This is a genomic window from Achromobacter sp. ESBL13 (assembly GCF_036668755.1).
In the GTDB taxonomy this organism is placed as follows: Bacteria; Pseudomonadota; Gammaproteobacteria; order Burkholderiales; family Burkholderiaceae_B; genus Achromobacter.
Genome location: NZ_JAZEVT010000002.1, coordinates 597,195 through 619,186, shown reverse-complemented (window position 1 = coordinate 619,186; position 21,992 = coordinate 597,195). Strand labels below are relative to the sequence as shown.

Annotated in this window: 20 protein-coding genes; 15 read left to right on the top strand and 5 right to left on the bottom strand. The window is 65.8% G+C overall.

From position 1 onward, the window contains the following. Positions 1 to 13: 13 nt before the first annotated feature. A complete protein-coding gene (locus V6F88_RS11665; RefSeq protein ID WP_332609637.1) occupies positions 14 to 349 on the bottom strand; it encodes an ArsR/SmtB family transcription factor in 336 nt (111 codons plus the stop codon). 128 nt (positions 350 to 477) lie between these two features. Here V6F88_RS11665 and V6F88_RS11660 point away from each other — a divergent pair, with 128 nt between their 5' ends. From V6F88_RS11660 to V6F88_RS11645, 4 genes are all read left to right on the top strand, one after another. Further along, positions 478 to 1,332 (top strand): MBL fold metallo-hydrolase, encoded by an 855-nt coding sequence (locus V6F88_RS11660; protein ID WP_332609635.1) that lies wholly within the window; start codon positions 478 to 480, stop codon positions 1,330 to 1,332. 108 nt (positions 1,333 to 1,440) lie between these two features. Next, the gene (gene pap / locus V6F88_RS11655) at positions 1,441 to 2,907 is read left to right on the top strand and encodes a polyphosphate:AMP phosphotransferase (protein WP_332609633.1); all 1,467 of its coding nucleotides are present in this window, start codon (positions 1,441 to 1,443) and stop codon (positions 2,905 to 2,907) included. A 27-nt stretch (positions 2,908 to 2,934) separates the two neighbouring features. Next, positions 2,935 to 3,384 (top strand): GNAT family N-acetyltransferase, encoded by a 450-nt coding sequence (locus tag V6F88_RS11650; RefSeq protein ID WP_046803034.1) that lies wholly within the window; start codon positions 2,935 to 2,937, stop codon positions 3,382 to 3,384. Further along, positions 3,381 to 3,845 (top strand): HIT family protein, encoded by a 465-nt coding sequence (locus V6F88_RS11645; RefSeq protein ID WP_046803033.1) that lies wholly within the window; start codon positions 3,381 to 3,383, stop codon positions 3,843 to 3,845. The genes V6F88_RS11650 and V6F88_RS11645 overlap by 4 nt, the downstream gene beginning before the upstream one ends. A 134-nt stretch (positions 3,846 to 3,979) precedes the next feature. Here the strand turns inward: V6F88_RS11645 and V6F88_RS11640 are convergent, their stop codons facing one another. Together V6F88_RS11640 and V6F88_RS11635 are read right to left on the bottom strand one after the other, a co-directional pair. After that, positions 3,980 to 5,134, bottom strand: coding sequence for a glycosyltransferase (locus V6F88_RS11640; RefSeq protein WP_332609630.1), 1,155 nt, complete (start codon positions 5,132 to 5,134; stop codon positions 3,980 to 3,982). Further along, positions 5,131 to 5,514 (bottom strand): hydrogenase, encoded by a 384-nt coding sequence (locus V6F88_RS11635; RefSeq protein WP_332609629.1) that lies wholly within the window; start codon positions 5,512 to 5,514, stop codon positions 5,131 to 5,133. The genes V6F88_RS11640 and V6F88_RS11635 overlap by 4 nt, the downstream gene beginning before the upstream one ends. Positions 5,515 to 5,884: 370 nt before the next feature. Here V6F88_RS11635 and nhaA point away from each other — a divergent pair, with 370 nt between their 5' ends. The 5 genes from nhaA (at position 5,885) to V6F88_RS11610 (ending at position 12,281) form a co-directional block, all read left to right on the top strand. Beyond that, entirely contained in the window at positions 5,885 to 7,117 is a 1,233-nt protein-coding gene (nhaA, locus tag V6F88_RS11630) for a Na+/H+ antiporter NhaA (RefSeq protein WP_332609626.1), read from the top strand. A gap of 174 nt (positions 7,118 to 7,291) precedes the next feature. After that, positions 7,292 to 8,077: a 3-hydroxybutyrate dehydrogenase gene (locus V6F88_RS11625; protein ID WP_332609625.1), complete on the top strand. Its 786-nt coding sequence runs from the start codon at positions 7,292 to 7,294 to the stop codon at positions 8,075 to 8,077. 40 nt (positions 8,078 to 8,117) lie between these two features. Next, positions 8,118 to 8,879: a uracil-DNA glycosylase gene (locus V6F88_RS11620; protein WP_332609624.1), complete on the top strand. Its 762-nt coding sequence runs from the start codon at positions 8,118 to 8,120 to the stop codon at positions 8,877 to 8,879. 278 nt (positions 8,880 to 9,157) lie between these two features. After that, positions 9,158 to 10,954: a DEAD/DEAH box helicase gene (locus V6F88_RS11615; RefSeq protein ID WP_046803027.1), complete on the top strand. Its 1,797-nt coding sequence runs from the start codon at positions 9,158 to 9,160 to the stop codon at positions 10,952 to 10,954. Between the two features lie 139 nt (positions 10,955 to 11,093). Beyond that, the gene (locus tag V6F88_RS11610; protein ID WP_332610252.1) at positions 11,094 to 12,281 is read left to right on the top strand and encodes a class I SAM-dependent methyltransferase; all 1,188 of its coding nucleotides are present in this window, start codon (positions 11,094 to 11,096) and stop codon (positions 12,279 to 12,281) included. Between the two features lie 32 nt (positions 12,282 to 12,313). On the opposite strand, the gene V6F88_RS11605 is transcribed toward V6F88_RS11610, so the two are convergent. Together V6F88_RS11605 and V6F88_RS11600 are read right to left on the bottom strand one after the other, a co-directional pair. Then, positions 12,314 to 13,423, bottom strand: a complete 1,110-nt coding sequence (locus V6F88_RS11605) for a CCA tRNA nucleotidyltransferase (RefSeq protein WP_332609621.1) — start codon at positions 13,421 to 13,423, stop codon at positions 12,314 to 12,316. Further along, positions 13,420 to 15,561 carry a lytic transglycosylase domain-containing protein gene (locus V6F88_RS11600; RefSeq protein ID WP_332609619.1) on the bottom strand — a complete coding sequence of 714 codons (2,142 nt, stop codon included), beginning with the start codon at positions 15,559 to 15,561 and terminating at the stop codon, positions 13,420 to 13,422. The genes V6F88_RS11605 and V6F88_RS11600 overlap by 4 nt, the downstream gene beginning before the upstream one ends. Before the next feature lie 152 nt (positions 15,562 to 15,713). On the opposite strand from V6F88_RS11600, the gene V6F88_RS11595 reads away from it, so the two are divergent. The 6 genes from V6F88_RS11595 to V6F88_RS11570 all read left to right on the top strand — a co-directional run bounded on the left by V6F88_RS11595 (position 15,714) and on the right by V6F88_RS11570 (position 21,959). Next, positions 15,714 to 16,388 (top strand): 5-formyltetrahydrofolate cyclo-ligase, encoded by a 675-nt coding sequence (locus V6F88_RS11595; protein ID WP_332609618.1) that lies wholly within the window; start codon positions 15,714 to 15,716, stop codon positions 16,386 to 16,388. Positions 16,389 to 16,609: 221 nt separating this feature from the next. Next, entirely contained in the window at positions 16,610 to 18,040 is a 1,431-nt protein-coding gene (locus V6F88_RS11590) for a circularly permuted type 2 ATP-grasp protein (protein WP_332609616.1), read from the top strand. A gap of 2 nt (positions 18,041 to 18,042) precedes the next feature. Then, positions 18,043 to 19,017: an alpha-E domain-containing protein gene (locus V6F88_RS11585; RefSeq protein ID WP_332609615.1), complete on the top strand. Its 975-nt coding sequence runs from the start codon at positions 18,043 to 18,045 to the stop codon at positions 19,015 to 19,017. 15 nt (positions 19,018 to 19,032) lie between these two features. Beyond that, positions 19,033 to 19,836, top strand: a complete 804-nt coding sequence (locus tag V6F88_RS11580; protein WP_332609614.1) for a transglutaminase family protein — start codon at positions 19,033 to 19,035, stop codon at positions 19,834 to 19,836. Positions 19,837 to 19,890: 54 nt separating this feature from the next. Then, entirely contained in the window at positions 19,891 to 20,757 is an 867-nt protein-coding gene (locus V6F88_RS11575; RefSeq protein WP_332609613.1) for a proteasome-type protease, read from the top strand. A 203-nt stretch (positions 20,758 to 20,960) separates the two neighbouring features. Continuing rightward, a complete protein-coding gene (locus V6F88_RS11570; RefSeq protein ID WP_332609612.1) occupies positions 20,961 to 21,959 on the top strand; it encodes a tripartite tricarboxylate transporter substrate-binding protein in 999 nt (332 codons plus the stop codon). Positions 21,960 to 21,992 lie beyond the last annotated feature (33 nt).

The window sequence follows — 21,992 nt, the reverse complement described above, 5'->3', positions numbered from 1 at the left end:
GACCAGTCCAGGTTCATGTGAGTGACGCCATCGCGCGGCCGCAGTACAAACTGGATAGCGTTTTCATGACCTGGCTGACTTCAAGGCTGGCCATCTGGTAGTAGACGTACTTGCCATCACGGCGCGTGGCCACCAGGCCTTCGTCGCGCAGCACGCCCAGCTGCTGCGACAGGGTCGGCTGGCGGATCCCCGTTAGCGATTCCAGTTCACCCACATTGCGTTCGCCTTGCACCAGCTGGCACAGCAACAGCAGCCGGTCTTCGTTGGCCAACGCCTTGAGCAGCGTGCAGGCCTTGGCGGCAGAGGCGCGCAAGGCGGCAAGTTCGCAGTCGGTCAGGGGGGAGTTCATGAGCCAGGGGGGTGACAAAGAAGGCGGGCGGTCATTATATTTATGTATAAACTATCGAACAATATTATTTAAAAATATATATTGAATAAGTATTGTTTGTTCGTATGAAGTTGTCTCCACGGCCGGCCATGAATCCACACATCCAAGCGTTTTTCGACTCCGTCACCGCCACCGTCACTTACGTCGTGCATGACGGCAGCGCCTGCGCCATCATCGATTCGGTGCTGGACTACGACCCGAAGTCCGGACGCAGCAGCACGGCCAGCGCCGAGCGCGTCGTGCAGTACGTGCGCGAACAGGGGCTGCAAACGCAATGGCTGCTGGAAACGCATGCGCATGCCGACCACCTGTCGGCCGCGCCCTATCTGCAACGGCAGTTGGGCGGCGTAATCGCCATCGGGCAAAGCATCCGTACCGTTCAAGGCGTGTTCAAGCAGGTCTTCAACCTGGAACCCGAATTCCAGCTGGACGGCTCGCAGTTCGGCCGCCTGTTCGCCGACGGCGAGACCTTTTCGATCGGCCAACTGGCGGCCACCGCCATCCACGTGCCCGGCCACACGCCCGCCGACATGGCCTACCTGATCGGCGACGCCGCGTTCGTGGGCGACACGATGTTCATGCCGGACGTGGGCACGGCGCGTTGCGATTTCCCGGGTGGCGACGCGCACGAACTGTACCGGTCCATCCAGCGCCTGCTGGCATTGCCCGGGGGCACGCGCCTGTTCATGTGCCATGACTATCCGCCGGCTGGCCGCCAGGCCCACTGGCAGACGTCGGTGGCCGAACAACGGGCGTCCAACATCCATGTGCGCGACGGCATCAGCGAGGATGAGTTCGTGGCCATGCGCACGCGGCGCGACGCCACGCTGGGCATGCCGACGCTGATCCTGCCGGCCATCCAGGTCAATATCCGCGCGGGGCATTTTCCGCCGCCCGAAGACAACGGCGTGCGCTACCTGAAGATTCCGGTCAACGGGCTGTAGGCGGCGCGGCGTGGCCGGCGCCCCCCGAGCGCAATGACCGTACTTGCGCGGCACGGGCGAATCCCGCAAGATCGGCGGACTTACCGATAGCCGACCAGACGGAACCCCATGTTCGCAGAAGCCGAAGCCGACCCCAGCCTGCCCAAGGACGAGTTCAAACCGCTGGAAGCCCGCTTGCGCGTCGCCCTGCTCAACGCGCAGTACCGGCGCCTGGAACAGGCCGACAAGACCTTGCTGGTGGTGGTGGCCGGGATTGACGGCGCGGGCAAGGGCGCCACGATCAATCAGTTGAACGAATGGATGGACCCGCGCCACATCAAGACGCTGGCGTATGGCCCGCCCGAAGGCGAAGAGCTGGACCGCCCGCCGTTCTGGCGGTACTGGAAGGACCTGCCGCCCAAGGGAAAAACGGGCATCGTGTTCGGTTCCTGGTATGCGCCCTTGATCATCGAGGCCGCCAGCAAGAAGCCCAACCAGGAATACATCGCCGCGCAATCCGCCGCCATCCTGCGCTTTGAAGCCATGCTGGCCGCCGAGGGCGTGCAAATCGTAAAGCTGTGGTTCCACCTGTCGGCCAAGGCGCAGACCGAACGCGCCCAGCGTTTGATGGCCAGCCCCGAGACGTCCTGGCAGGTCAGCCCGGTGGACTTGAAAGTGGCCAAGCGGTTCGACCGCATTCGGCATGGCGCGCAGATCGTGCTGAACCATACCGACAGCGGCCACGCGCCCTGGGTCGTCATCCCCAGCGCCGACGAAAACATGCGCGCGGCCCGTACGGCCGAATCCGTGCTGGCCGCGATGCGCCAGCGTGGCGTGCCGCGCATACCGGCATCGTTTCACGCGCATGCGCGCCCGACGCGCGTCGTCGACCGCCTCGGCGAACTGGACTACGACGCCAAGATCGACAAAGACGATTACGAATCCGAGCTGGGCCTGTTGCAGGGCCGCCTGGCGCGCGCGGCGCGTTCGCGAAAATTCCAGGATCGTTCCTTGATCCTGGTATTTGAAGGCCAGGATGCCGCCGGCAAGGGCGGCGCCATTCGCCGTGTCACGCACGCGCTGGACGCCCGCCAGTTCGACATCACTCCCGTTGCCGCACCCACCAGCTATGAGTTGTCGCGTCCGTACCTGTGGCGTTTCTGGCGCCACCTGCCGCGCCACGGCCGCGTCGCCATCTTTGACCGGTCCTGGTACGGCCGCGTGCTGGTCGAGCGGGTGGAAAAATTGATCGCCCCCACGCAATGGCGGCGCGCCTACGGCGAGATCAATGACTTCGAAGAGCAACTGGCGGCCAGCGGCGCGCTGGTGCTGAAGTTCTGGTTGGCGGTAACCGAAGACGTGCAGCTGGAACGCTTCAAGGAACGCGAGAAATCGCCCTTCAAGAATTTCAAGATCACGCCGGACGACTGGCGCAACCGGGAAAAATGGAAGGACTACGCCGCGGCCGCCAACGAGATGATGACCCGCACGGACGTGGCCCATGCGCCGTGGCATCTGGTGTCGGCCAACGACAAGCGTTACGCTCGCCTGCAGGTGCTGCGACACATCGTCCAGGCCCTGGAAGACCAACTTTGAATTCGACCGTGTAGGAGGCCTCGCGCCATGAGTACCGCTGAAATCCGCCCCATCGGCGCCGCCGACTTCGACATCTGGCTGCCGCTGTGGAAGGGCTATCAGGCGTTTTACCGCGTCAGCATCGACGATGCCGTGACGCGCAACACCTGGGCGCGCCTGCTGGACCCCGCCGAACCCATGCACGCCGCGCTGGCGTTTGACGGCGGCCGCGCCATCGGCATGGTGCACTGGATCTTCCATCGCTCCACCTGGACGGCGGGCGACTACTGTTACCTGCAAGACCTGTACGTGGACGCGGACGTGCGCGGCACCGGCGCGGGCCGCAAGCTGATCGAACACGTCTACGCGGAAGCCACCGCCGCCAACGCCGCGCGCGTGTACTGGCTGACGCACGAAACGAACGCCCCCGCCATGCAGCTGTACGACCGCATCGCCGACCGCTCGGGCTTCATCCAGTACCGCAAGGTGCTGACATGAGCGCGCGCGACCCGAACTGCCCCTTGTGCCAGGAAGACGGCGGCACGGTGCTGTGGCGCGGGCCGCATCTGCGCGTGATCGAGGTTGACGATGCCGACTACCCCGGCTTCACGCGGGTGGTCTGGAACGGCCATCTGGCCGAGATGACCAGCCTGTCCACGCACGGGCGCGACCTGCTGATGCGCGCCGTTTACGCGGTGGAAGAAGCGCAGCAGGCCGTGCTGGCGCCGGACAAGATCAACCTGGCGTCGCTGGGCAACATGGTCCCGCACCTGCATTGGCACGTGATTCCCCGGTGGCGCGGCGACCGTCATTTTCCGGACCCGATCTGGGCCGCGCCGCGCATTGCCGCCGGCGCGGAGCCGGCACAATGGGCCGACCGCCAGGCGCGCACGCAAGCCTTGCTGCCGCGCTATCGCAATCGCGTCGTCGAAGCGATGAATGCGCTGCTGATGCACTGATGCACTGCTGATGCACGCGGCCGGTGTGCATTGACCGCGCCGTGGGGCATTGCGTGGTGAATTGCGCAGTGCATTGCGCAGTGCATTGCGCAGTGCATTGCGCACACTGTCAGGCTTTGAAACTCGCTACCGGGCTAGGCCGCGCGGGCGCCGTGGCCCCGTTCTGCCAGCCACGATGCGTACACGGTTTCCACCTGCTGGGCGGCGCGTTCGGCGCAGAACAAGCCCTGGTCCCGTATCCGCGCCCTGCCCGCCACGCCCATCCGGCGACGCAAGGCGGGGTCTGCCAACAACGTGGCCAATGCCACCCCCAACGCGGGCGGGTCGCGCGGCGGCACCAGCAGGCCGGTCACGCCTGCCTGCATGGTTTCGGGTACGCCCCCCACGTTCGTGCCCACCACGGGCACGCCCATGGCGGCGGCCTCGATGAAGACGGTGCCCAGCGCTTCGCGGTGCGTTGCCAACGCAAAGATGTCCAAGGCCATCAACACGTTGGCGATATCGTGGCGCCGGCCCGTGAAACGCACCCGCGCGTCCAGCCCCATCGCCTTCACCTTGTCCTGCAACTGCGCCATCAACGGCATGCCGTCGCCGACCAGCACCAGATGCGCGGCGGGAAAACGGGCAGCAATCTGGTCAAAGGCATCGATCAGGTCGGCATGGCCTTTTTCAGCGCGCATCACCGCCACGCATCCCACCACCAACGCATCTGCCGGCAGGCCGAGCTCGCGCCGGACGCAGGCATGTTGCGCGGCGTGCGGCAGCACGATGGGCGAATGAATCGTGGCCACAGAGCCGGGCCGCGCGCCGCCATCCAGCAACTGCTGCTGCACATACCGGCTGACGGCAATGACGCGATGCGCAAGCCAGGTGTAGGCATAAAGCGAACCGATGGGCTTGGCCAGATGCCGCGTGCGCACGATTAGCGGCGCGCCGGCCAGCCTTGCGCCCCACGCGGCCAATACGGTGTCGCGGCGGCTGTGCGTGTTGACCACGTCAAAGCGCCCGCGCCGAAGCAAGCGACGTACAAAGAGCACGCCGCGCAGAAAATTGCCCGGGCCGTCCATGACGATGCGGTGCACCGTGAACCCTGCCTCGCTTGCCCGGTCGCCCAGTTCCGCACCGGGCTGGCACAGCAGTTCCAGATGATGGCCGCGGTCGCGCATCGCAACCATTTCCTTGTAGACGCAGAATTCCTGCCCGCCGAATGAGGTGGCGGCTTCGGTATGCAGGATGCGCAGTCGGCCACCGACATCAGCGGCCGGAGTATCAACGGGTGGGGCAGTCATTGCGGCAGGCGGGCGGCGTTCGTGTCGTCGTTCGTGTCGGCGTTCGTGTCGGCCCGGTGCCAGGCTTGACCCAGAACCAGCAGATAGGCTTCCAGATACGCCACATCTTCCGGCGCCAGCGGCAGCACGCCCGGCTGGCGGCATTCATGCGGGCATTCAGAGGCGGCCAGGCGTGGGCCTGCCCATACCTGGATGCTGCCGTGGCAAGACATGTCAAAGCGCGCGCCGTCACCGTGCCAAGCCAACAGGCGCATGCTGGGAGCCAGGTGCATTACCTGGTAATGACCATGGGCGTCTGACGACGGGAGTGCGCTCACCGCGCTGCCGATATCGACCAGCCGGGGAGCCGCGCCGGGCCTGGCGGGCTGGTAGGTCAGCACGGAAAGCGGGTGGAGGGGCTGTGGGGACTGAGGAGGCTGTGGGGGCTGTGGGGGCTGAGGTGGCATAGGACGCATAGGGCGCAAGCAAGGACTAAGCTCGGCGATGCTAGTCAGGAACGCGCGCTAAATGCCCGAGAAAATTCTTACTTTCCCCGGGACAGCATTGCAGGACCGACATATACGACAAATCCGACCGAACACCTGCCCACGTCCCTTTCAAGAATTACTGAGAATGCATGGAAATTCGCCGACGTTGAACTACAGTTGGCTCACTTTGACGGTGCCGCGCTGACTGCGCCGCACGGCATTGCCTTGCCTGTTCAGGTAAAATTCAGCAAATTTTTCGACCCCTCTTTTTCAAGGACGCTCTTTGACACAGCCGGCCACGCCCCATCGCCCCGCCTCTTTTCTTCAGGCATTCCTGCGCTCGGAAGCGCTGGGCGGCTATGTGCTGATGGCCGCCGCGCTGGTCGCCTTGATCGTCGCCAACAGTCCCGCCGCCCCGGTCTATTTCGACGTGCTGGGCACCAAGCTGGGCTTCACGGCCGGTCCCGTGGTGCTCAAGGAAACCGTGCTGCACTGGATCAACGACGGCCTGATGGCCGTGTTCTTCCTGTTGGTGGGCCTGGAAATCAAACGCGAAGTGTTGGACGGCCAGTTGCGCGGGGTATCCCGCATCGTGCTGCCGGGCGTGGCGGCGGTGGGCGGCATGGTGATGCCGGCCCTGATCTACGTGCTGCTCAACCTGGGCACGCCTGACACCTTGCGCGGCTGGGCCATTCCCGCCGCTACCGACATCGCCTTCGCGCTGGGTATCCTGGCGTTGCTGGGAAGCCGCGTACCGACATCGCTGAAAATCTTCCTGACTGCGCTGGCCATTCTTGACGACCTGGGCGCCATCGTCATCATTGCGCTGTTCTACACGTCTCAATTGCAGGTGTTTGCGCTGGCCATGGCCGGTGCGCTCCTGGCCTGCCTGTTCCTGCTGAACCGCGCCGGCGTGCTGCGTCTGACGCCTTATCTGCTGCTGGGCGCCCTGCTGTGGTACTTCGTGCTGAAGTCCGGCGTGCACGCCACCCTGGCCGGTGTCGCTTTGGCGCTGACCATCCCGCTGCGCCCGCGCAACCAGGGCAAGCCCGAGGCCCATTCGCCCCTGCACGATCTGGAACACGCGCTGCACAAGCCGGTCGCCCTGCTGATCGTCCCCATCTTCGGCTTTGCGAACGCGGGCGTGTCGTTCGCGGGCATGGGCCTGGCCAGTCTGGCGCAACCTGTACCGCTGGGCGTGGCGCTGGGCCTGTTCCTGGGCAAACAACTGGGCGTGTTCGGCTTTGCCTGGCTGGCGATCAAGACCGGCATGGCCAGCCTGCCGCGTCATGCCACCTTCAAGCAGTTGTACGGCGTAGCGCTGTTGTGCGGTATCGGTTTCACGATGAGCTTGTTCATCGGCGCGCTGGCTTTCACCGACGCGGCGACGGTCGACGCCACCAAGATCGGGGTGCTGACCGGGTCGCTGGCGTCCGCCGTGGTCGGTTTCCTGCTGCTGCGCTCAAGCGGCGCCCCGGCCACCGAAGCCGCCCCCGCTCCGGCGCGCCCGGGCTGAAGCGGCACGCGACGGGCGTTCAGCCGGCGCTCAAGCTGAAGGACTACCATCGGATCAATTCCTGGCGAATCGCCGGCGCGACACCGGCCGGTCATTCGCCAGGCCTGTCTGTCGCCGGCCATCGCGCCCCTGGGCGCATTCACGGGCCGGCAATCCTAGTCCGGAGGTAGCAGCATGTCCCAGTTGAATGGAAAAGTGGCCGTCGTCACAGGCGCGGCCAGCGGCATCGGCAAGGAAATTGCGCTGACCCTGGCGCGCGCGGGCGCCACCATCGCGATTGCCGATTTGAACCAGGCGGGCGCGGACGCGGTCGCGCAACAGATCGAAAAAGCCGGCGGCAAGGCGATGGGAGTTGCCATGGACGTCACCAGCGAAGACGCCGTGAACCAAGGCATCGACAAGGTGGCGGCCGCCTACGGCAGCATCGACATCCTGATCTCGAACGCCGGCATCCAGATCGTCAACCCCATCGAGAGCTTCACGTTTTCCGACTGGAAGAAAATGCAGGCCATTCACGTGGACGGCGCCTTCCTGACCACCAAGGCGGCGCTCAAGCACATGTACAAAGACGATCGCGGCGGCGTGGTGATCTACATGGGATCGGTGCATTCGCACGAGGCCTCACCGCTCAAATCCGCCTATGTCGCCGCCAAGCATGCGCTGCTGGGGCTGGCGCGCGTGCTGGCCAAGGAAGGGGCCGCGCACAATGTGCGTTCGCATGTCATCTGCCCCGGTTTCGTGCGCACGCCGCTGGTGGAAAAGCAGATCCCCGAGCAGGCCATGGAACTGGGCATCAGCGAAGAAGAGGTGGTCAAGAAAGTCATGCTGGGCAACACGGTGGACGGTGTTTTCACGACCGTCGAGGACGTTGCGCAGACCGCGCTCTTCCTGTGCGCCTTCCCCAGCGCGGCCCTGACCGGCCAGTCGTTCCTGGTCAGCCATGGCTGGGTGATGCAGTAGGGAAGCTCGCAGCCGGCGGCGCTATGCCAAAATCGCGCCCATGCCGATCGATAACCGCCTGACTCCCAACGCCCTCGCCGCCCAGACGGCCGCGCTGCCCGCCGCCTGGGCGGCCGTATTCAAAGACTCGGCCGTGGCCGATGCCCTGGCGCGGGCCACCGCTCACGTCGAAAAGCGCCTGGTGGAAGGCGCCGTCGTCTACCCCGCCACGCCGCTGCGTGCGCTGCACGGCATGGCGCCGTCCGACGTACGCGTGGTGATCCTGGGGCAAGACCCGTACCACGGCCCGGGCCAGGCCCAGGGCTTGGCGTTTTCGGTGCCCGACGACTGCAAGCGCCCGCCCAGCCTGCGCAACATCTTCAACGAAATCGCGCTGGAATATCCAGGCGCCGCCATCCCCACCGGCAATGACCTGAGCCCTTGGGCGGATCAGGGCGTCTTGCTGCTGAACACCTGCCTGACGGTGGAGGACGGCCAGCCCGCATCCCACGCCAAGCGCGGTTGGGAAACGGTGACGGATGCATTGATCGCACTGGTCGCGCAAGATCCCGCCCCCAAGGTCTTCATGCTGTGGGGCGCCCACGCGCAGGCCAAGCGTTTGTTGCTGCCGGACAACAACGGACACCTGGTGCTGATGGCGAACCACCCCTCCCCGCTGTCCGCCCGCAGGCCGCCCATCCCGTTCCTGGGCTGTGGGCACTTTCAGATGACCAATGCGTGGCTGGTGAACCAAGGGAAAAACCCTATTGATTGGGGGCTGTACAAAAAAATAATTCCCTTGCAAAGCGAAATCGGGTTATGATCGCCGCACTGCACAAAACGAGTTCGGCATTTACCGCTTTGATTTAGCGGAATTTTTTGCAGTCTGCCAGGCAAGCTAGCCTGGCCCCCATGCCGAACTATCATCGATTCCTGACCTCCTTTCCTTTCGCCCTGCGTTCCAATCTGTATAAGAGAACGCGCCACGCGCACGGTTGATTCGGTCGGCACGATGCTCCATCAACCGTCGCCTGGATCCGGCCGCCTACTCCCCTGGCCCGACCAAGCACTGCGTCGCATTGTCTGCGGCAAGGGAAAGTAATGTCTTTCGAAACTCTGGGTCTTGCACCCGCTCTGTTGTCGGCCGTTCAAGAAGCTGGCTTCAATACCCCCACCTCGGTCCAAGCCGCTGCCATTCCGCAAGCGCTGGCCGGTCACGACCTGATGGTTTCCTCGCAAACGGGCAGCGGCAAGACCGCCGCCTTCATGCTGCCGGCCCTGCACCGTATTGCCCAGATGCCCGCCAACAAGGGCGTCGGCGTGCAAGTGCTGGTGCTGACCCCCACCCGCGAACTGGCCCTGCAAGTGACCGAAGCCACGGCCACCTACGGCCGCAAGCTGGCTGACCTGCGCACTGCCACCGTCGTGGGCGGCATGCCCTACGGCGCCCAGTTGAAGGCCCTGTCGCGTCGCGTTGACGTGCTCGTCGCCACGCCGGGCCGCCTGATCGATCACCTGCAATCGGGTCGCGTCAAGCTGAACACCGTGCACACGCTGGTGCTGGACGAAGCCGACCGCATGCTGGACATGGGCTTCATCGAAGACATCGAAACCATCGTCAGCCGCCTGCCGGAAGATCGCCAGACGCTGCTGTTCTCGGCCACGCTGGACGGCACGATCGCCAAGCTGGCTGCGAAGATGATGCGCGACCCGCAGCGTATCGAGATGGCCGGCGCCAAGGAAAAGCACACCAACATCACGCAAAGCCTGCTGTACGCGGACGACGCCAGCCACAAGATGCAATTGCTGGATCACGTGCTGCGCGACGCCAAGCTGGATCAAGCCATCGTCTTCACGTCCACCAAGCGTGGCGCTGACGACCTGGCCGATCGCCTGGCCGACCAAGGCTTTGCCGCCGCTGCCCTGCACGGCGACATGAACCAGCGCCAGCGCACCCGTACGCTGTCGCAACTGCAACGCGGCCAGCTGCGTATCCTGGTTGCCACCGACGTTGCCGCTCGCGGCATCGATGTGCAAGGCATCAGCCACGCCGTTAACTTCGACCTGCCGATGCAAGCCGAAGACTACGTGCACCGTATCGGCCGTACCGGCCGCGCCGGTCGCAGCGGCCTGGCGTTCACGCTGGCTACGCACTCCGAGCGCCACAAGGTTCGCCGTATCGAGCACTACATCGGCCAAACGATTACGCCGGAAACCATCGCCGGTCTGGAACCCAAGCGCACGCCGCGTCCGTCGGCCGGCGGCAGCGGCGCCCCGCGTGGCGGCAAGCCGTTCGGCAAGCGTCCTGGCGGTTTCGGTGGTTCGCGCCATGAAGGCGGCGGCTACCAAGGCAACCGCGAAGGCCGTTCGTTCGGCGGCCCGCGTGAAGGCGGCGCACCCCGTGGCGAATTCAAGCCGCGTGAAGGTGGTTACCAAGGCAACCGCGACAGCGCCCCGCGCGAAGGCGGCTACCAAGGCAATCGTCCCTTCGGCGACCGCCCGGCCCGTTCGTTCAGCGATCGTCCCAGCTTCGGTGATCGTCCCCAGCGCGAAGGCGGCTACCAGGGCAATCGCCCGTTCGGCGACCGTCCCCCGCGTGAAGGCGGCTTCCGTGGTGGTGACCGTGATGCCCGCCCCAGCTTCGGCGGCGACCGTCCCAGCTTTGGCGACCGCCCCCAGCGCGATGCCCGCCCGTTCAGCGAGCGTGCTCCCCGTGAAGGTGGTTTCCGCGGCGCCGACCGTGACGCCCGCCCCAGCTTCGGCGATCGTCCTGCCCGCGAAGGCGGCTTCCGTGGCGGCGACCGTCCGGAAGGCGGCTTCCGCGCCAAGCCCGCGTTCGACAAGCGCCCGGGCGGCCCCGCCAAGCGCTTTGCCAAGCCGGCTGACCGTCGCGGCTAAATCGCCCGATTAAGCCCGCAGTGAAAAACCCCGCGTTCGTCGCGGGGTTTTTTTTATGTCGCCGCCAGACACGCGCCTCCGCCCGGACGGCTGCGCCTTTTTTTGGGAAAATGCCGTCATGCCTACGCCAGAACCCGCCATGCAACGCCCTGCCCCCGCCAATCTTCCTCCGTTGCCACCCGCCGCCCAGGCGCACAGCGACGCCGCCGCCGCCCAGCTGCGCGCCGCCATCGTCGCCAATGGCGGCTGGTTGCCGTTCGACCACTGGATGGCGCAGGCCTTGTACGCGCCGGGGCTGGGCTATTACGCGGCGGGCAACGTCAAGCTGGCTGATGGCGACGACGACGCCAAGGCGCCGGCGGGCGATTTCGTCACCGCGCCGCAACTGACGCCGCTGTTCGCCCGCACCGTTGCCCGTCAGGTCGCGCAGGTGCTGCGTCAGACGCAGACACAAGCCGTGCTGGAATTTGGCGCGGGCACGGGCGCGCTGGCCGAAGGCGTGCTGCGCGAACTGGATGCGCAGGGCCTGGACCAGACGCAATACCTGATCCTGGAAGTGTCGGCCGACCTGCGCGCGCGCCAGGCCGACCGCTTGGCCGCTTTTGGTGACCGCGTGCAATGGCTGGACGCCTTGCCCAACGCCTTCGCCGGCTGCGTGCTGGCCAACGAGGTGCTGGACGCCATGCCCGTATCGCTGTTTTGCTGGAGCGCGGACGGGGCCGTGATGGAGCGCGGCGTGGCGCTGGACCCGCAGCAGGGCTTCGTCTGGGCTGACCGGCCGGCGCCCCGCGCTTTGGCCGAAGCCGTCGCCGCGCGCATGCCGGCGCTGCCCGGCTACGTGTCCGAAATCAATCTGCAAGGCGAGGCGTGGATTGCCGCGATGGGCGGCTGGCTTGAACGAGGCGCGGCGCTGTTGGTGGACTATGGCTTTCCGCGCAACGAGTTCTACCACCCGCAACGCGCGGGCGGCACGCTGATGTGCCATTTGCGTCATCACGCCCATGGCGATCCCTTTGTCGCACCGGGCTTGCAGGACATTACCGCGCACGTGGACTTCACCGCCATGGCCGATGCGGCGCTTGAGGCCGGCCTGCAAGTGCTGGGCTACACGTCGCAGGCGCGCTTCTTGATGAACGCCGGGTTGATGGATTTGCTGGGCCAGCTGGACCCGTCGGACGTGCAGCAATACGCGCAGGCCGTGGCGCCGGTGCAAAAGCTGCTGTCCGAGGCGGAAATGGGCGAACTGTTCAAGGTGCTGGCCCTGGGCCGTGGCATCACGCAACCGCTGACAGGATTTTCCCGCGGCGATCGTTTGGGCAAGCTGTAACGGCTGGGCAAGCCGTCCCGCGGCGCGCCGACCTATCCGGCTCGCAGCCGGTCCAGCCGTGCTTGCCGGACGCTGTCCTTGATGCGGGCCGGGTCGCCCGCGCAAGCCTTCGCAATCGCGCCTGCGTCCACGCCGCGCACCGCATCCACTCTTGCCTGCCAGGCGCCCATGTCGACCGGGCGCAGGATGGCTGCGGTTTTCAACAGGTCGAAGAATCGTTCGGGCTTGCGCAGCGCGTCGGCGCGTTCCATCAGCGCCAGTTGCGCTTCGGTGGCCTCGTCGTTGCTGGCGGCCTGTTCCGCGGCGTCCAGGCCCAGCAACACCTCGGGCAACAAGCGCGCATAGTCGTTGCATTCGGTGGGCACGCGCATACGGCGGCCCAGCGCTTCGCGTTCTGGCGTCAGGCGGCACAGCAGCGCGTACCGGCCGGCCATCGACACCCCCAACCCCGCCGCGCGGTCCACGTCGGCGCCCACGTCGGCAACGCCTTGCAATTCAGGCATCACGCGTGCCAATGCGCCAGAATCTTGCAGCACATCCAACATCCGCGACGGCTTTTTAGCCATCAGCCCGCGCGACAATTCCTTCCATACCCGTTCGGCGACCAACGCGTCGGCCTCGCCCGCGTCGACCATGGCGCGGCAAAGCGCCATCGTTTCGGGCGCCACGGAAAAATCATCAAAGCGCGCCGCGAAACGGCCCAGCCGCAGGATGCGAACCGGATCTTCCTGAAAGGCCTCGCCCACGTGGCGAAACACGCGCGCCTGCACGTCGGCCACGCCGCCCAACGGGTCCACCAGCGTGCCGTCCCGGGTCTGGGCGATGGCGTTGACGGTGAGGTCACGTCGGCGCAGGTCTTCTTCCAGCGTCACGTCGGCGCCGGTGTAAAAGGTGAAGCCCTTGTAGCCACGGCCCGACTTGCGCTCGGTGCGGGCCAGCGCGTATTCCTCTTTGGTGCGAGGGTGCAGGAACACGGGGAAATCCCCGCCGACGGGGATGAAACCCCGGCGCACCATATCTTCGGGCGTTGCGCCCACCACCACCCAATCGTGGTCGCCCGGCGTCAGGCCCAGCAAGGCGTCGCGCACCGCGCCGCCCACGATATACACCTGCAAGCCGTTGATGGCGGGGTCCTGCGTCATGGAATCGAGGTGCTTTCGGCGCCCAGCGGCACGATGTTGCCCAAGCGCTCTTTCAGGGATTGCGGCTGGCCGGTGAACATTGCCGCGTAATACACCGAGTTCGACATCACGTTCTTCACGTACGTACGTGTTTCGTTGAACGGGATGGTCTCGGCAAAGATCGCGCCTTCAACCGGATGCGAGAACGTCGAGCGCCAATTGTGCGGACGCCGCGGCCCGGCGTTATAGCCGGCGCTGGCCAGCATCTGCGACCCGTTCAGGTCGCGCAGCACCATGTTCAGGTAGTTGGTGCCCAGTTCGGTATTGGTGTCGAAATCGTTCACGCTGGCAGGCGTGAAGTCCGTCATGCCGATCTTGCCCGCCACCCACTTGGCCGTGGCCGGCATCAGCTGCATCAGGCCCGAGGCGCCCACGTGCGAACGCGCGTCCATGATGAAGCGCGATTCCTGGCGGATCAGGCCGTAGACCCAAGCCGGGTCCAGCGCGATGGCGTTGGCCTTGGCGGTGACGCGGCCTTCAAACGGCGCGATGAAACGCTGGCTGAAGTCGAATTCTTTTTCGGTGCGGTCCGACGTGTTGACGACGCGATCGTAGATGTTCTCGGCGCGGGCCAGCTCGGCGGCCGCCATCAATTGGCGGTCGCTCATGCCGCGCAGCGTGAAGTTCCATTCGGGCACCGCCTCGGCACGCCAGCCCAGGCGGAACAGCTGCACGGCGCGCTGCAAGCCAGGGTTGGCGCGGGCCTCGGCGATTTCGCGGTCGTTGATGGGCGCCGGACGCGGCGGCACATTGATGCGGCGGCCCAGCTCTTCGGCCGACAACTGGCCGTAGAAATCGAAGCGGTCGGCAATGCTGGCGTACATGGCATTGGCCTGGTCCTTGCGGCCCGTGGCGGCCAGGCCGCGCGCCTTCCAGTACACCCACGACGTGTCGTTGCGCTGCGCGGGCGGCATCTCGTCGATGGATTCGATCACCCACTTCCAGTCGATCTTCGGCTGGCGCAATGCAGCGCGCACCTTCCAGCCGGCGTTGTATTCCGTCATGCGGATGTGGCCGGCTTCGTGATACCAGTCGTCGGCGCGGCTATCGAGCTTCAGCGCGGCCATCAGGGCGTATTGCCCGCGCACCCAGGCCAGGTTGGGCTTGGACATGGACTTGGCCCATTCGCGGCGCAGGTAGGAATCGGCAACGCTGACGTCCGATCGCGCCAGCCGCGCCAGGGCGATGGTGACCAGTTCTTTTTCGTTGCGGCCCACCGGCATGCGGTCTTGCCGGGTCAGCCATTTCATCGGGTCCTTCATCAGGACGTCGTACGTTTTCAGGTCGCGCGGCTCGAACATGTACTGCACCAGCTTGCGCGCGTCCGTCGTCTTGTCGGCCTCGATGGCGTCGCGCAGCTGCGGTTCCAGCTGTTCCCAGCCCAGGATGCCGTCGGCCACCAACTGGTCGTACAACGCCCAGCAGGCGCTGCCGGGCGCGAACACCGACATGGCCTGCGCGGCGGTCGCGCGCTGGCCGGTCATGTGCTTGGCGTCAAGGATGGCGCATTCGATCTGGGCGTTGCTGTTCTTGACCGGCGCCAGCTTGCGCACCGTGTCGAAATCGCCACTGCGGGCGGCGGCCAGCAGCCAGTCGCCACGCAGCCGGTCAGCCAGGTAGGCGTCGCCGTTGCTGCTGATGAAGCGTTGCAGCTCGGCCGTGGGGCGGCCGGTCGCCGGCGGCGTCCAGAGCTGATAGCGCAGCAGCCAGTATTCGGGATACATGCCCAGCGTGTCGGACTTGGCCTGCGGCACCAACGCGCCCAGGATGGACCACTGCTTGCGGTTCATGGCTTCGCGCGCGGCCACGACGGCGGCCAGCGCGGGCGTGTCGGCGGTGGGCGGCATGCCGGCCAGCACGGCGGGCGGGACAGCGATAAGCGGTTGCGCGGCCGACTGCGCGGATTGCACGGGCGGCTGGGGTTGCGTGTTGATGGCGGCGCTGCGCTGTTGGGCGTCCACCGGCGCACAGGCTGCGGTGAACAGCGCCAGCAACGGCAGCCAGCGGCGCAGCCCAAGGCGGGTGTCGGACGTGTCCATGCCGTGCGGGGATTTCCGTTGGATTTTCTGATACCGTCCAGATTGCTGCGAACGTGTCATGCCGCGTCCCTGATTTGCCGTCATACGAAGGCCTTGCCGCACAGCCGCACGACACTGCCCGACGGCAGCATGTCCGTACACCTGCCTTGATTCCGCATGCCCCATTCCAGCACGTTCGCCTTCATTGTCCACCCCCCCATTACAGCCACCGCATGACTACGCAAAATACTCCAAAGGATACCGCAGTCCAGCACCGCACGCGATTGCGGAAACTGCGTGCCGAAATGCCTGAAGACCAGCGCAGCCGCGGCGGTTTGCTGATGCGCGCGCGCCTGTTCACCTGGCTGAATGTGGCCCGTGACGAAGCTGTGCGCGCCGGCCGCCCCGCCCCCGCCACCGTCGCCGCGTTCTGGCCCATGGACGACGAGCCCGACCTGCGCCCGCTGCTCACGCAATGGGTCGAAAACGGCGTGGGCGTGGCGCTGCCGGTGGTGCGCGAGCGCAATGCGCCGCTGGCCTTCCTGTCCTGGACGCCCGAGGCCGAGCTGCGCGCCGGTCCCTACGGCATTCAGGAACCCGTTGCCGGCCCCGACGTGCTGCCCGACGTGGTGCTGGTGCCCACCCTGGGCTACACCGAACACGGTGACCGCCTGGGCTACGGCGGCGGCTACTACGACCGCACCCTGGCCGCGCTGCGCGAGCGCGGACACCCCTTCATCACCATCGGCATCGCCTGGAGCTGTGGCGAGCTGGACGCCGACTATCAGGCCGCCCCCCACGACTTCCCGCTGGACGCCGTGCTGACGCAAGACGGCTGGGTGCCCCAGGCGCCGCTGGCCCAAGGCGGCCCCGGCGGCACCACCTTGCATACGTTCCGCATGAACTGACGCACCAGTTGCGCCCGGTGGCGCGCACCAAAGCGGTGCCATCGGCCGCAGCGGGGATGGCGTTTTTGCGCCCTTCAGAGGATATTGTGCCCAAGGGCCCTGTGTCCCCAAAAGCTGGCATGCAGGTTGCTTATTGTTTGTGACCGGCCAATCATCGGCCGGGTTGACCGCGTGCAAGCCGGCCACCACAAGCCGGCAGCAGGCACAGCATCGGAGGAGCCATGAAGGACAGACCATCCCGTCCCGCCGCTTATGACGAAATGCGCGACAGCGCAGGCGGCATACGCTCCCAATACCAGGCGTTCGAACGCTGGCACCAAGAGCAGTCGGCCGAGGCCATGGCCGTGCGCCGGCTGGAAGCCGACCTCAGCTTTCGCCGGGTCGGCATCACGTTTTCCGTCGCGGGCGACGCCGCCGGCACCGAACGCCTGATCCCGTTCGACCTGATCCCGCGCATCATCCCCGCCGACGAATGGCGCCACCTGGAAGCCGGCCTGAAGCAGCGCGTGCGCGCGCTGAACATGTTCATTCACGACATCTACCACGGCCACGACATCGTGCGCGCGGGCATCGTGCCGGCCGAACAGGTATTCCTGAATGCCCAGTACCGCCCCGAAATGCAGGACGTGGACGTAGCCGAGGACATCTACTGCCACATCGCCGGCGTGGATATCGTGCGGGCCGGCGCGGGTGAATTCTATGTGCTGGAAGACAACCTGCGCGTGCCCTCGGGCGTGTCGTACATGCTTGAAAACCGCAAGATGTCGATGCGGCTGATGCCCGACGCGTTCAGCCGCATCAAGGTCGAACCGGTGGCGCACTATCCCGACCTGCTGCTGGACAACCTGCGCGAAGTGGCCCCGCATGGCGGCGACGATCCCACCGTGGTGGTGCTGACGCCCGGGATGTACAACTCCGCCTACTTCGAACACGCCTTCCTGGCCCAGCAGATGGGCGTGGAACTGGTCGAGGGGCAAGACCTGTTCGTGGAACAGAACACCGTCTACATGCGCACCACGCAAGGTCCGCGCAAGGTGGACGTTATCTACCGCCGGCTGGACGACGATTTCCTGGACCCGCTGTCATTCCGGGCCGACTCGGCGCTGGGCGTGCCCGGCCTGCTGTCCGTGTACCGGGCCGGCCGCGTCACGCTGGCCAACGCCATCGGCACCGGCATCGCCGACGACAAATCCACCTATCTCTACGTGCCGGACATGATCCGGTTCTATCTCAGCGAAGAACCCATCCTGTCCAACGTGCCAACCTGGCGTTGCGGGCGGGCTGATGAACTGTCGCACGTGCTGGCCAACATGCACGACCTGGTAGTCAAGGAAGTGCATGGCGCCGGCGGCTACGGCATGCTGGTGGGGCCGTCCGCCAGCCGCGCCGAAGTCGAGGCCTTCAAGGAACGCGTGCGCGCCAACCCGGCCAACTACATCGCGCAGCCCACGCTGGCGCTATCCACCGTGCCCACATACGTGGAATCGGGCGTCGCGCCGCGCCACATCGACCTGCGCCCGTACGTGCTGTGCGGCAAGGACATCCGCACCGTGCCCGGCGGCCTGTGCCGCGTGGCGCTGACCGAAGGCTCGCTGGTGGTCAACAGCAGCCAGGGCGGCGGCACCAAAGACACCTGGGTTCTGGAGGACTGAACATGCTGAGCCGAACCGCCGACAACCTGTTCTGGATGTGCCGCTACATAGAACGCGCCGAAAACACGGCGCGCATGCTGGACGTGAACCTGCAAATGTCGCTGCTGCCACAAGACCCGCAAACGCGCGAGGGCTCGTGGCTGGGCGTGCTGCGCATCTCCGAGCTGCAAGGGCTGTATCAGACCAAGTACGCGTCCATCTCGCCCAACGACGTGTTGCAGTACATGGTGCGCGATCCGGAAAACGCGTCGTCGATCTATTCCTGCATGCGCGCCGCCCGCGAAAACGCGCGCGCCGTGCGCGGCAGCCTGACGACCGAAGTCTGGGAAACCTACAACACCACCTGGCTGGAACTGCTTAAACACCTGCATACCGGCCTGCTGGAACGCAACCCCGGTGAATTCTTTGAATGGGTGAAGTTCCGCTCGCATCTGGCGCGTGGCGTCACCATCGGCACGATGCTGGAAGACGAGGCGCTGTATTTCCTGCGCATCGGCATGCACCTGGAACGCGCGGACAATACCGCCCGCATGCTGGACGTGAAGTTCCATGAGCGCGGCAGCCAGGCCACGGCGGAAGCGCGCGGCGAAGGCTCGGGCACCGCGGCGCTGCAAAGCGAGTTCTATCGGTGGTCGGCACTGCTCAGTTCGGTGTCCGGGCTGGAGATCTACCGCAAGGTGTACCGCGACGTCATCACGCCGGATCGCGTGGCCGAGCTGCTGATCCTGCACCCCGACATGCCGCGTTCGCTGTTGTCGTCGATGCGTGCCGTGTCCGAAGACCTGGCGCGCGTATCGAACCAGCGCTCGACCGAGACCCAGCGCCGCGCGGGCATGCTGTGCGCCGAGCTGCAATTTGGCCGCGTCGAAGACATTCTGGATAGCGGCCTGCACCAGTACCTGGACCATTTCCTGGACCGCATCAACGATTTGGGCAACCGGATCAGCCAGGACTTCCTGGTCCCGCTGTCGGCATAACACGGAGACAGCCCCATGAAACAGTTCATCACGCACGTCACGCACTACCGCTACACGGCGCCGGTCACCTACAGCATCCAGACGCTGCGCATGACCCCCCGCGACGACGAACACCAGCGCGTGCTGCGTTGGCACATCGAAGCGCCCGGCGCGTTGGAAAAGCAGGTAGACGCGTACGGCAACATCACGCACACGCTGACGCTGAACCGGCCGCACACCGATATCGAACTGCGTGTGGTCGGACAGGTGCAGGTGGCGCCGCTGACGCGCGGACTCTTGGGCGGCGAAGACAGCCGCCTGCCCGTGCACGCCTATTGCGTGCAGACGCCGTTGACCCAGGCGGACGACACCATTCTGGCCTTCGTGCGCGGCGTGCTGCCCAACGGCCTGGGCACCCAGGACGACATCCTGGCGCTGGCCAACGCCATCAGCGACCGCGTGGCTTACGAACCCGGCACCACCGACGTCACCACGGCCGCCAACCAGGTGCTGGCGATGGGCCATGGCGTCTGCCAGGATCACGCGCACCTGTTCCTGGCCTGCGTGCGCGGGTTGGGCGTGCCCGCCCGCTACGTCAGCGGTTATGTGCACACCACCACCGAGCACTCGGCCAGCCACGCCTGGGCCGACGTCTTTTTGCCCGACGTCGGCTGGACCAGCATCGACGTCACCAACCGCCAGTTCGCCTCCGACAGCCATTGCCGCCTGGCCGTGGCGCGCGATTACGATTCCGCCTCGCCCGTGCGCGGCGTGCGCAGCGGCGGCGGTGAGGAATCCATGGAGATCAGCGTGCAGGTGCAGACGTCCGGCCAGCAATAACCGCCGCGCCCACGCCGCAATACAATGCGGCGTGGTTTCTTTAATTGATTGATCATGACCTACTGCGTAGCCGCCCGCCTTGATGCCGGCCTGGTTTTCCTTTCCGACTCCCGCACCAATGCCGGCGTCGACCAGATCAGCGTCTTCCGAAAAATGACCGTCTTCGAGCGTCCGGGCGAACGCGTCATGGTCCTGATGACTTCCGGCAACCTGGCCGTCAGCCAGGCGGTGCTGCACGCCCTGGCGCGCCAGCACGACGAAGGCGGCGACACCATCTGGAATGCGCCCGACCTGTTCGAAGCCACCCGCTGCGTGGGCGGGGCGGTGCGCGAGGTCTACCGCCGCGAGGCGCCCGCGTTGCAGGAACAGGGCGTGGAATTCAATGTCAGCCTGATATTCGGGGGACAGATTGGTAGCGAAGGCTGCCGGCTGTTCCAGGTCTACGCGGCCGGCAACTTCATCGAAGCCGGCCAGGAATGCCCGTACTTTCAGATTGGCGAAGCCAAGTACGGCAAGCCCATCCTGGACCGCGTGCTGCGCCCCGACACGTCGCTGGACGAGGCCGCCAAATGCGCGCTGATCTCCATGGACTCGACCTTGCGGTCGAATATCTCGGTGGGGCTGCCGCTGGACCTGCTGGTCTATGAAAGCGGCTCGCTGCGCGTGACCCACTTTGCCAGCATCGACGAACGCAACGAGTACTTCCGCATGATCCGTGGCACCTGGGGCGAGCGCCTGCGCCAGGTCTTTGCCGAAATCCCGGACCCGCTGTGGACCAATCCCAACGACCCCGGTTCGCTGGTGCCGCCCAGCCGCGTACACCAGCCGCTGCGGGTGGAACCGGCCCATGCGCTGCCGCCCGCCAGCTACCCGACGCCGCAAGTGCTGGCCGAGGACCCGGGCAAGGACCAGCCGAATTAAGCGTCAACCCGCATCAAGCAGTCCGCTTCAAAGAATCCGCATCGAGCAATCCGCATCAAGCGCGGCAATCCGCGTTGATCAAGCAGCAATCCGCGTTAACCCGCCTTTCCGTCGGCTGAAACCCGGCTTGAAAAACGGCGAATTCTCATCCTTGTTCCGGCGGGCCACACTGGGGTCCGACAGAAAATCACAAGGAGCGAGACATGCCCCATTATTTCGCGCGCGCGGCCGCGTGCGCCGCCTGGCCGGTACTGGCCCTGTCCTGCCTTGCCTGGGGGTCCGCCAGTGCGCAAGGCGCCTATCCCAACCACCCCATTTCGCTGGTCGTGCCGTTCGCCGCCGGCGGGCCGACCGACGTGGTGGCGCGCAGCCTGGGCGCGTCGATGGCCAAGACGCTGGGGCAAAGCGTCATCATTGAAAACCGCACCGGCGCGGGCGGCACGCTGGCCTCGCAGCATGTGGCGCGCGCGGCGCCGGACGGCTACACGTTCCTGATCCACCACAACGGCATGGCCACCGCGCCGGCCCTGTATCGCAAGCTGTCGTTCAACCCGCTGACCGACTTCGCCTACGTCGGCCAGGTGGCGGACGTGCCCATGACGCTGCTGGGCCGCAAGGACTTGCCGGCTGATGGCATGGCGGGCTTTATCAAGTACGCGCGTGAAAACGGCAACAAGATCAACCTGGCCAACGCGGGCCTGGGCGCGGTGTCGCAGCTGTGCGGCATGCTGTTGCAGGAATCGCTGGGCGTGCAGTTCACCACCGTGCCCTATGCCGGCACGGCGCCCGCGATGACGGCGCTGCTGGGCGGCCAGGTAGACGTGCTGTGCGACCAGACCACGCAGACCATCCCGCAGATCAAGGCCGAACGCGTGAAACTGTTCGGCGTCACCACGCTGGACCGCATCAAGACGCTGCCGGACGCGCCGACGCTACAGGAAGGCGGCTTGAAGGGCTTTGAGGTGAAGGTGTGGCACGGCGTCTATGCGCCCAAGGGCACGCCGCCGGAAGCCATCAACAAGTTCAACGCGGCGTTGCGCGCGGCGCTGAAAGACCCGGCGTTCTCGCAAAAAATGGCAGAGCTGGGTGCCGAGATCGTGCCGGAATCCAAGCAGACGCCCGAAGGCCTGCAAACCTGGTTGCAAGCCGAGGTGGACAAGTGGGGCACCGTCATCCGCAAGGTAGGGGTGTACGCGGACTAAAAAAAAGGGGGGCATTTCTGCCCCCCTTCTGCT

Excerpts from the sequence above, each read along its gene's own strand:
- V6F88_RS11665 (WP_332609637.1), bottom strand. The coding sequence starts at position 349 with ATGAACTCCCCCCTGACCGACTGCGAACTTGCCGCCTTGCGCGCCTCT.
- V6F88_RS11660 (WP_332609635.1), top strand. The coding sequence starts at position 478 with ATGAATCCACACATCCAAGCGTTTTTCGACTCCGTCACCGCCACCGTC.
- pap (WP_332609633.1), top strand. The coding sequence starts at position 1,441 with ATGTTCGCAGAAGCCGAAGCCGACCCCAGCCTGCCCAAGGACGAGTTC.
- V6F88_RS11650 (WP_046803034.1), top strand. The coding sequence starts at position 2,935 with ATGAGTACCGCTGAAATCCGCCCCATCGGCGCCGCCGACTTCGACATC.
- V6F88_RS11645 (WP_046803033.1), top strand. The coding sequence starts at position 3,381 with ATGAGCGCGCGCGACCCGAACTGCCCCTTGTGCCAGGAAGACGGCGGC.
- V6F88_RS11640 (WP_332609630.1), bottom strand. The coding sequence starts at position 5,134 with ATGACTGCCCCACCCGTTGATACTCCGGCCGCTGATGTCGGTGGCCGA.
- V6F88_RS11625 (WP_332609625.1), top strand. The coding sequence starts at position 7,292 with ATGTCCCAGTTGAATGGAAAAGTGGCCGTCGTCACAGGCGCGGCCAGC.
- V6F88_RS11620 (WP_332609624.1), top strand. The coding sequence starts at position 8,118 with ATGCCGATCGATAACCGCCTGACTCCCAACGCCCTCGCCGCCCAGACG.
- V6F88_RS11615 (WP_046803027.1), top strand. The coding sequence starts at position 9,158 with ATGTCTTTCGAAACTCTGGGTCTTGCACCCGCTCTGTTGTCGGCCGTT.
- V6F88_RS11610 (WP_332610252.1), top strand. The coding sequence starts at position 11,094 with ATGCAACGCCCTGCCCCCGCCAATCTTCCTCCGTTGCCACCCGCCGCC.
- V6F88_RS11605 (WP_332609621.1), bottom strand. The coding sequence starts at position 13,423 with ATGACGCAGGACCCCGCCATCAACGGCTTGCAGGTGTATATCGTGGGC.
- V6F88_RS11600 (WP_332609619.1), bottom strand. The coding sequence starts at position 15,561 with ATGACACGTTCGCAGCAATCTGGACGGTATCAGAAAATCCAACGGAAA.
- V6F88_RS11595 (WP_332609618.1), top strand. The coding sequence starts at position 15,714 with ATGACTACGCAAAATACTCCAAAGGATACCGCAGTCCAGCACCGCACG.
- V6F88_RS11590 (WP_332609616.1), top strand. The coding sequence starts at position 16,610 with ATGAAGGACAGACCATCCCGTCCCGCCGCTTATGACGAAATGCGCGAC.
- V6F88_RS11585 (WP_332609615.1), top strand. The coding sequence starts at position 18,043 with ATGCTGAGCCGAACCGCCGACAACCTGTTCTGGATGTGCCGCTACATA.
- V6F88_RS11580 (WP_332609614.1), top strand. The coding sequence starts at position 19,033 with ATGAAACAGTTCATCACGCACGTCACGCACTACCGCTACACGGCGCCG.
- V6F88_RS11575 (WP_332609613.1), top strand. The coding sequence starts at position 19,891 with ATGACCTACTGCGTAGCCGCCCGCCTTGATGCCGGCCTGGTTTTCCTT.
- V6F88_RS11570 (WP_332609612.1), top strand. The coding sequence starts at position 20,961 with ATGCCCCATTATTTCGCGCGCGCGGCCGCGTGCGCCGCCTGGCCGGTA.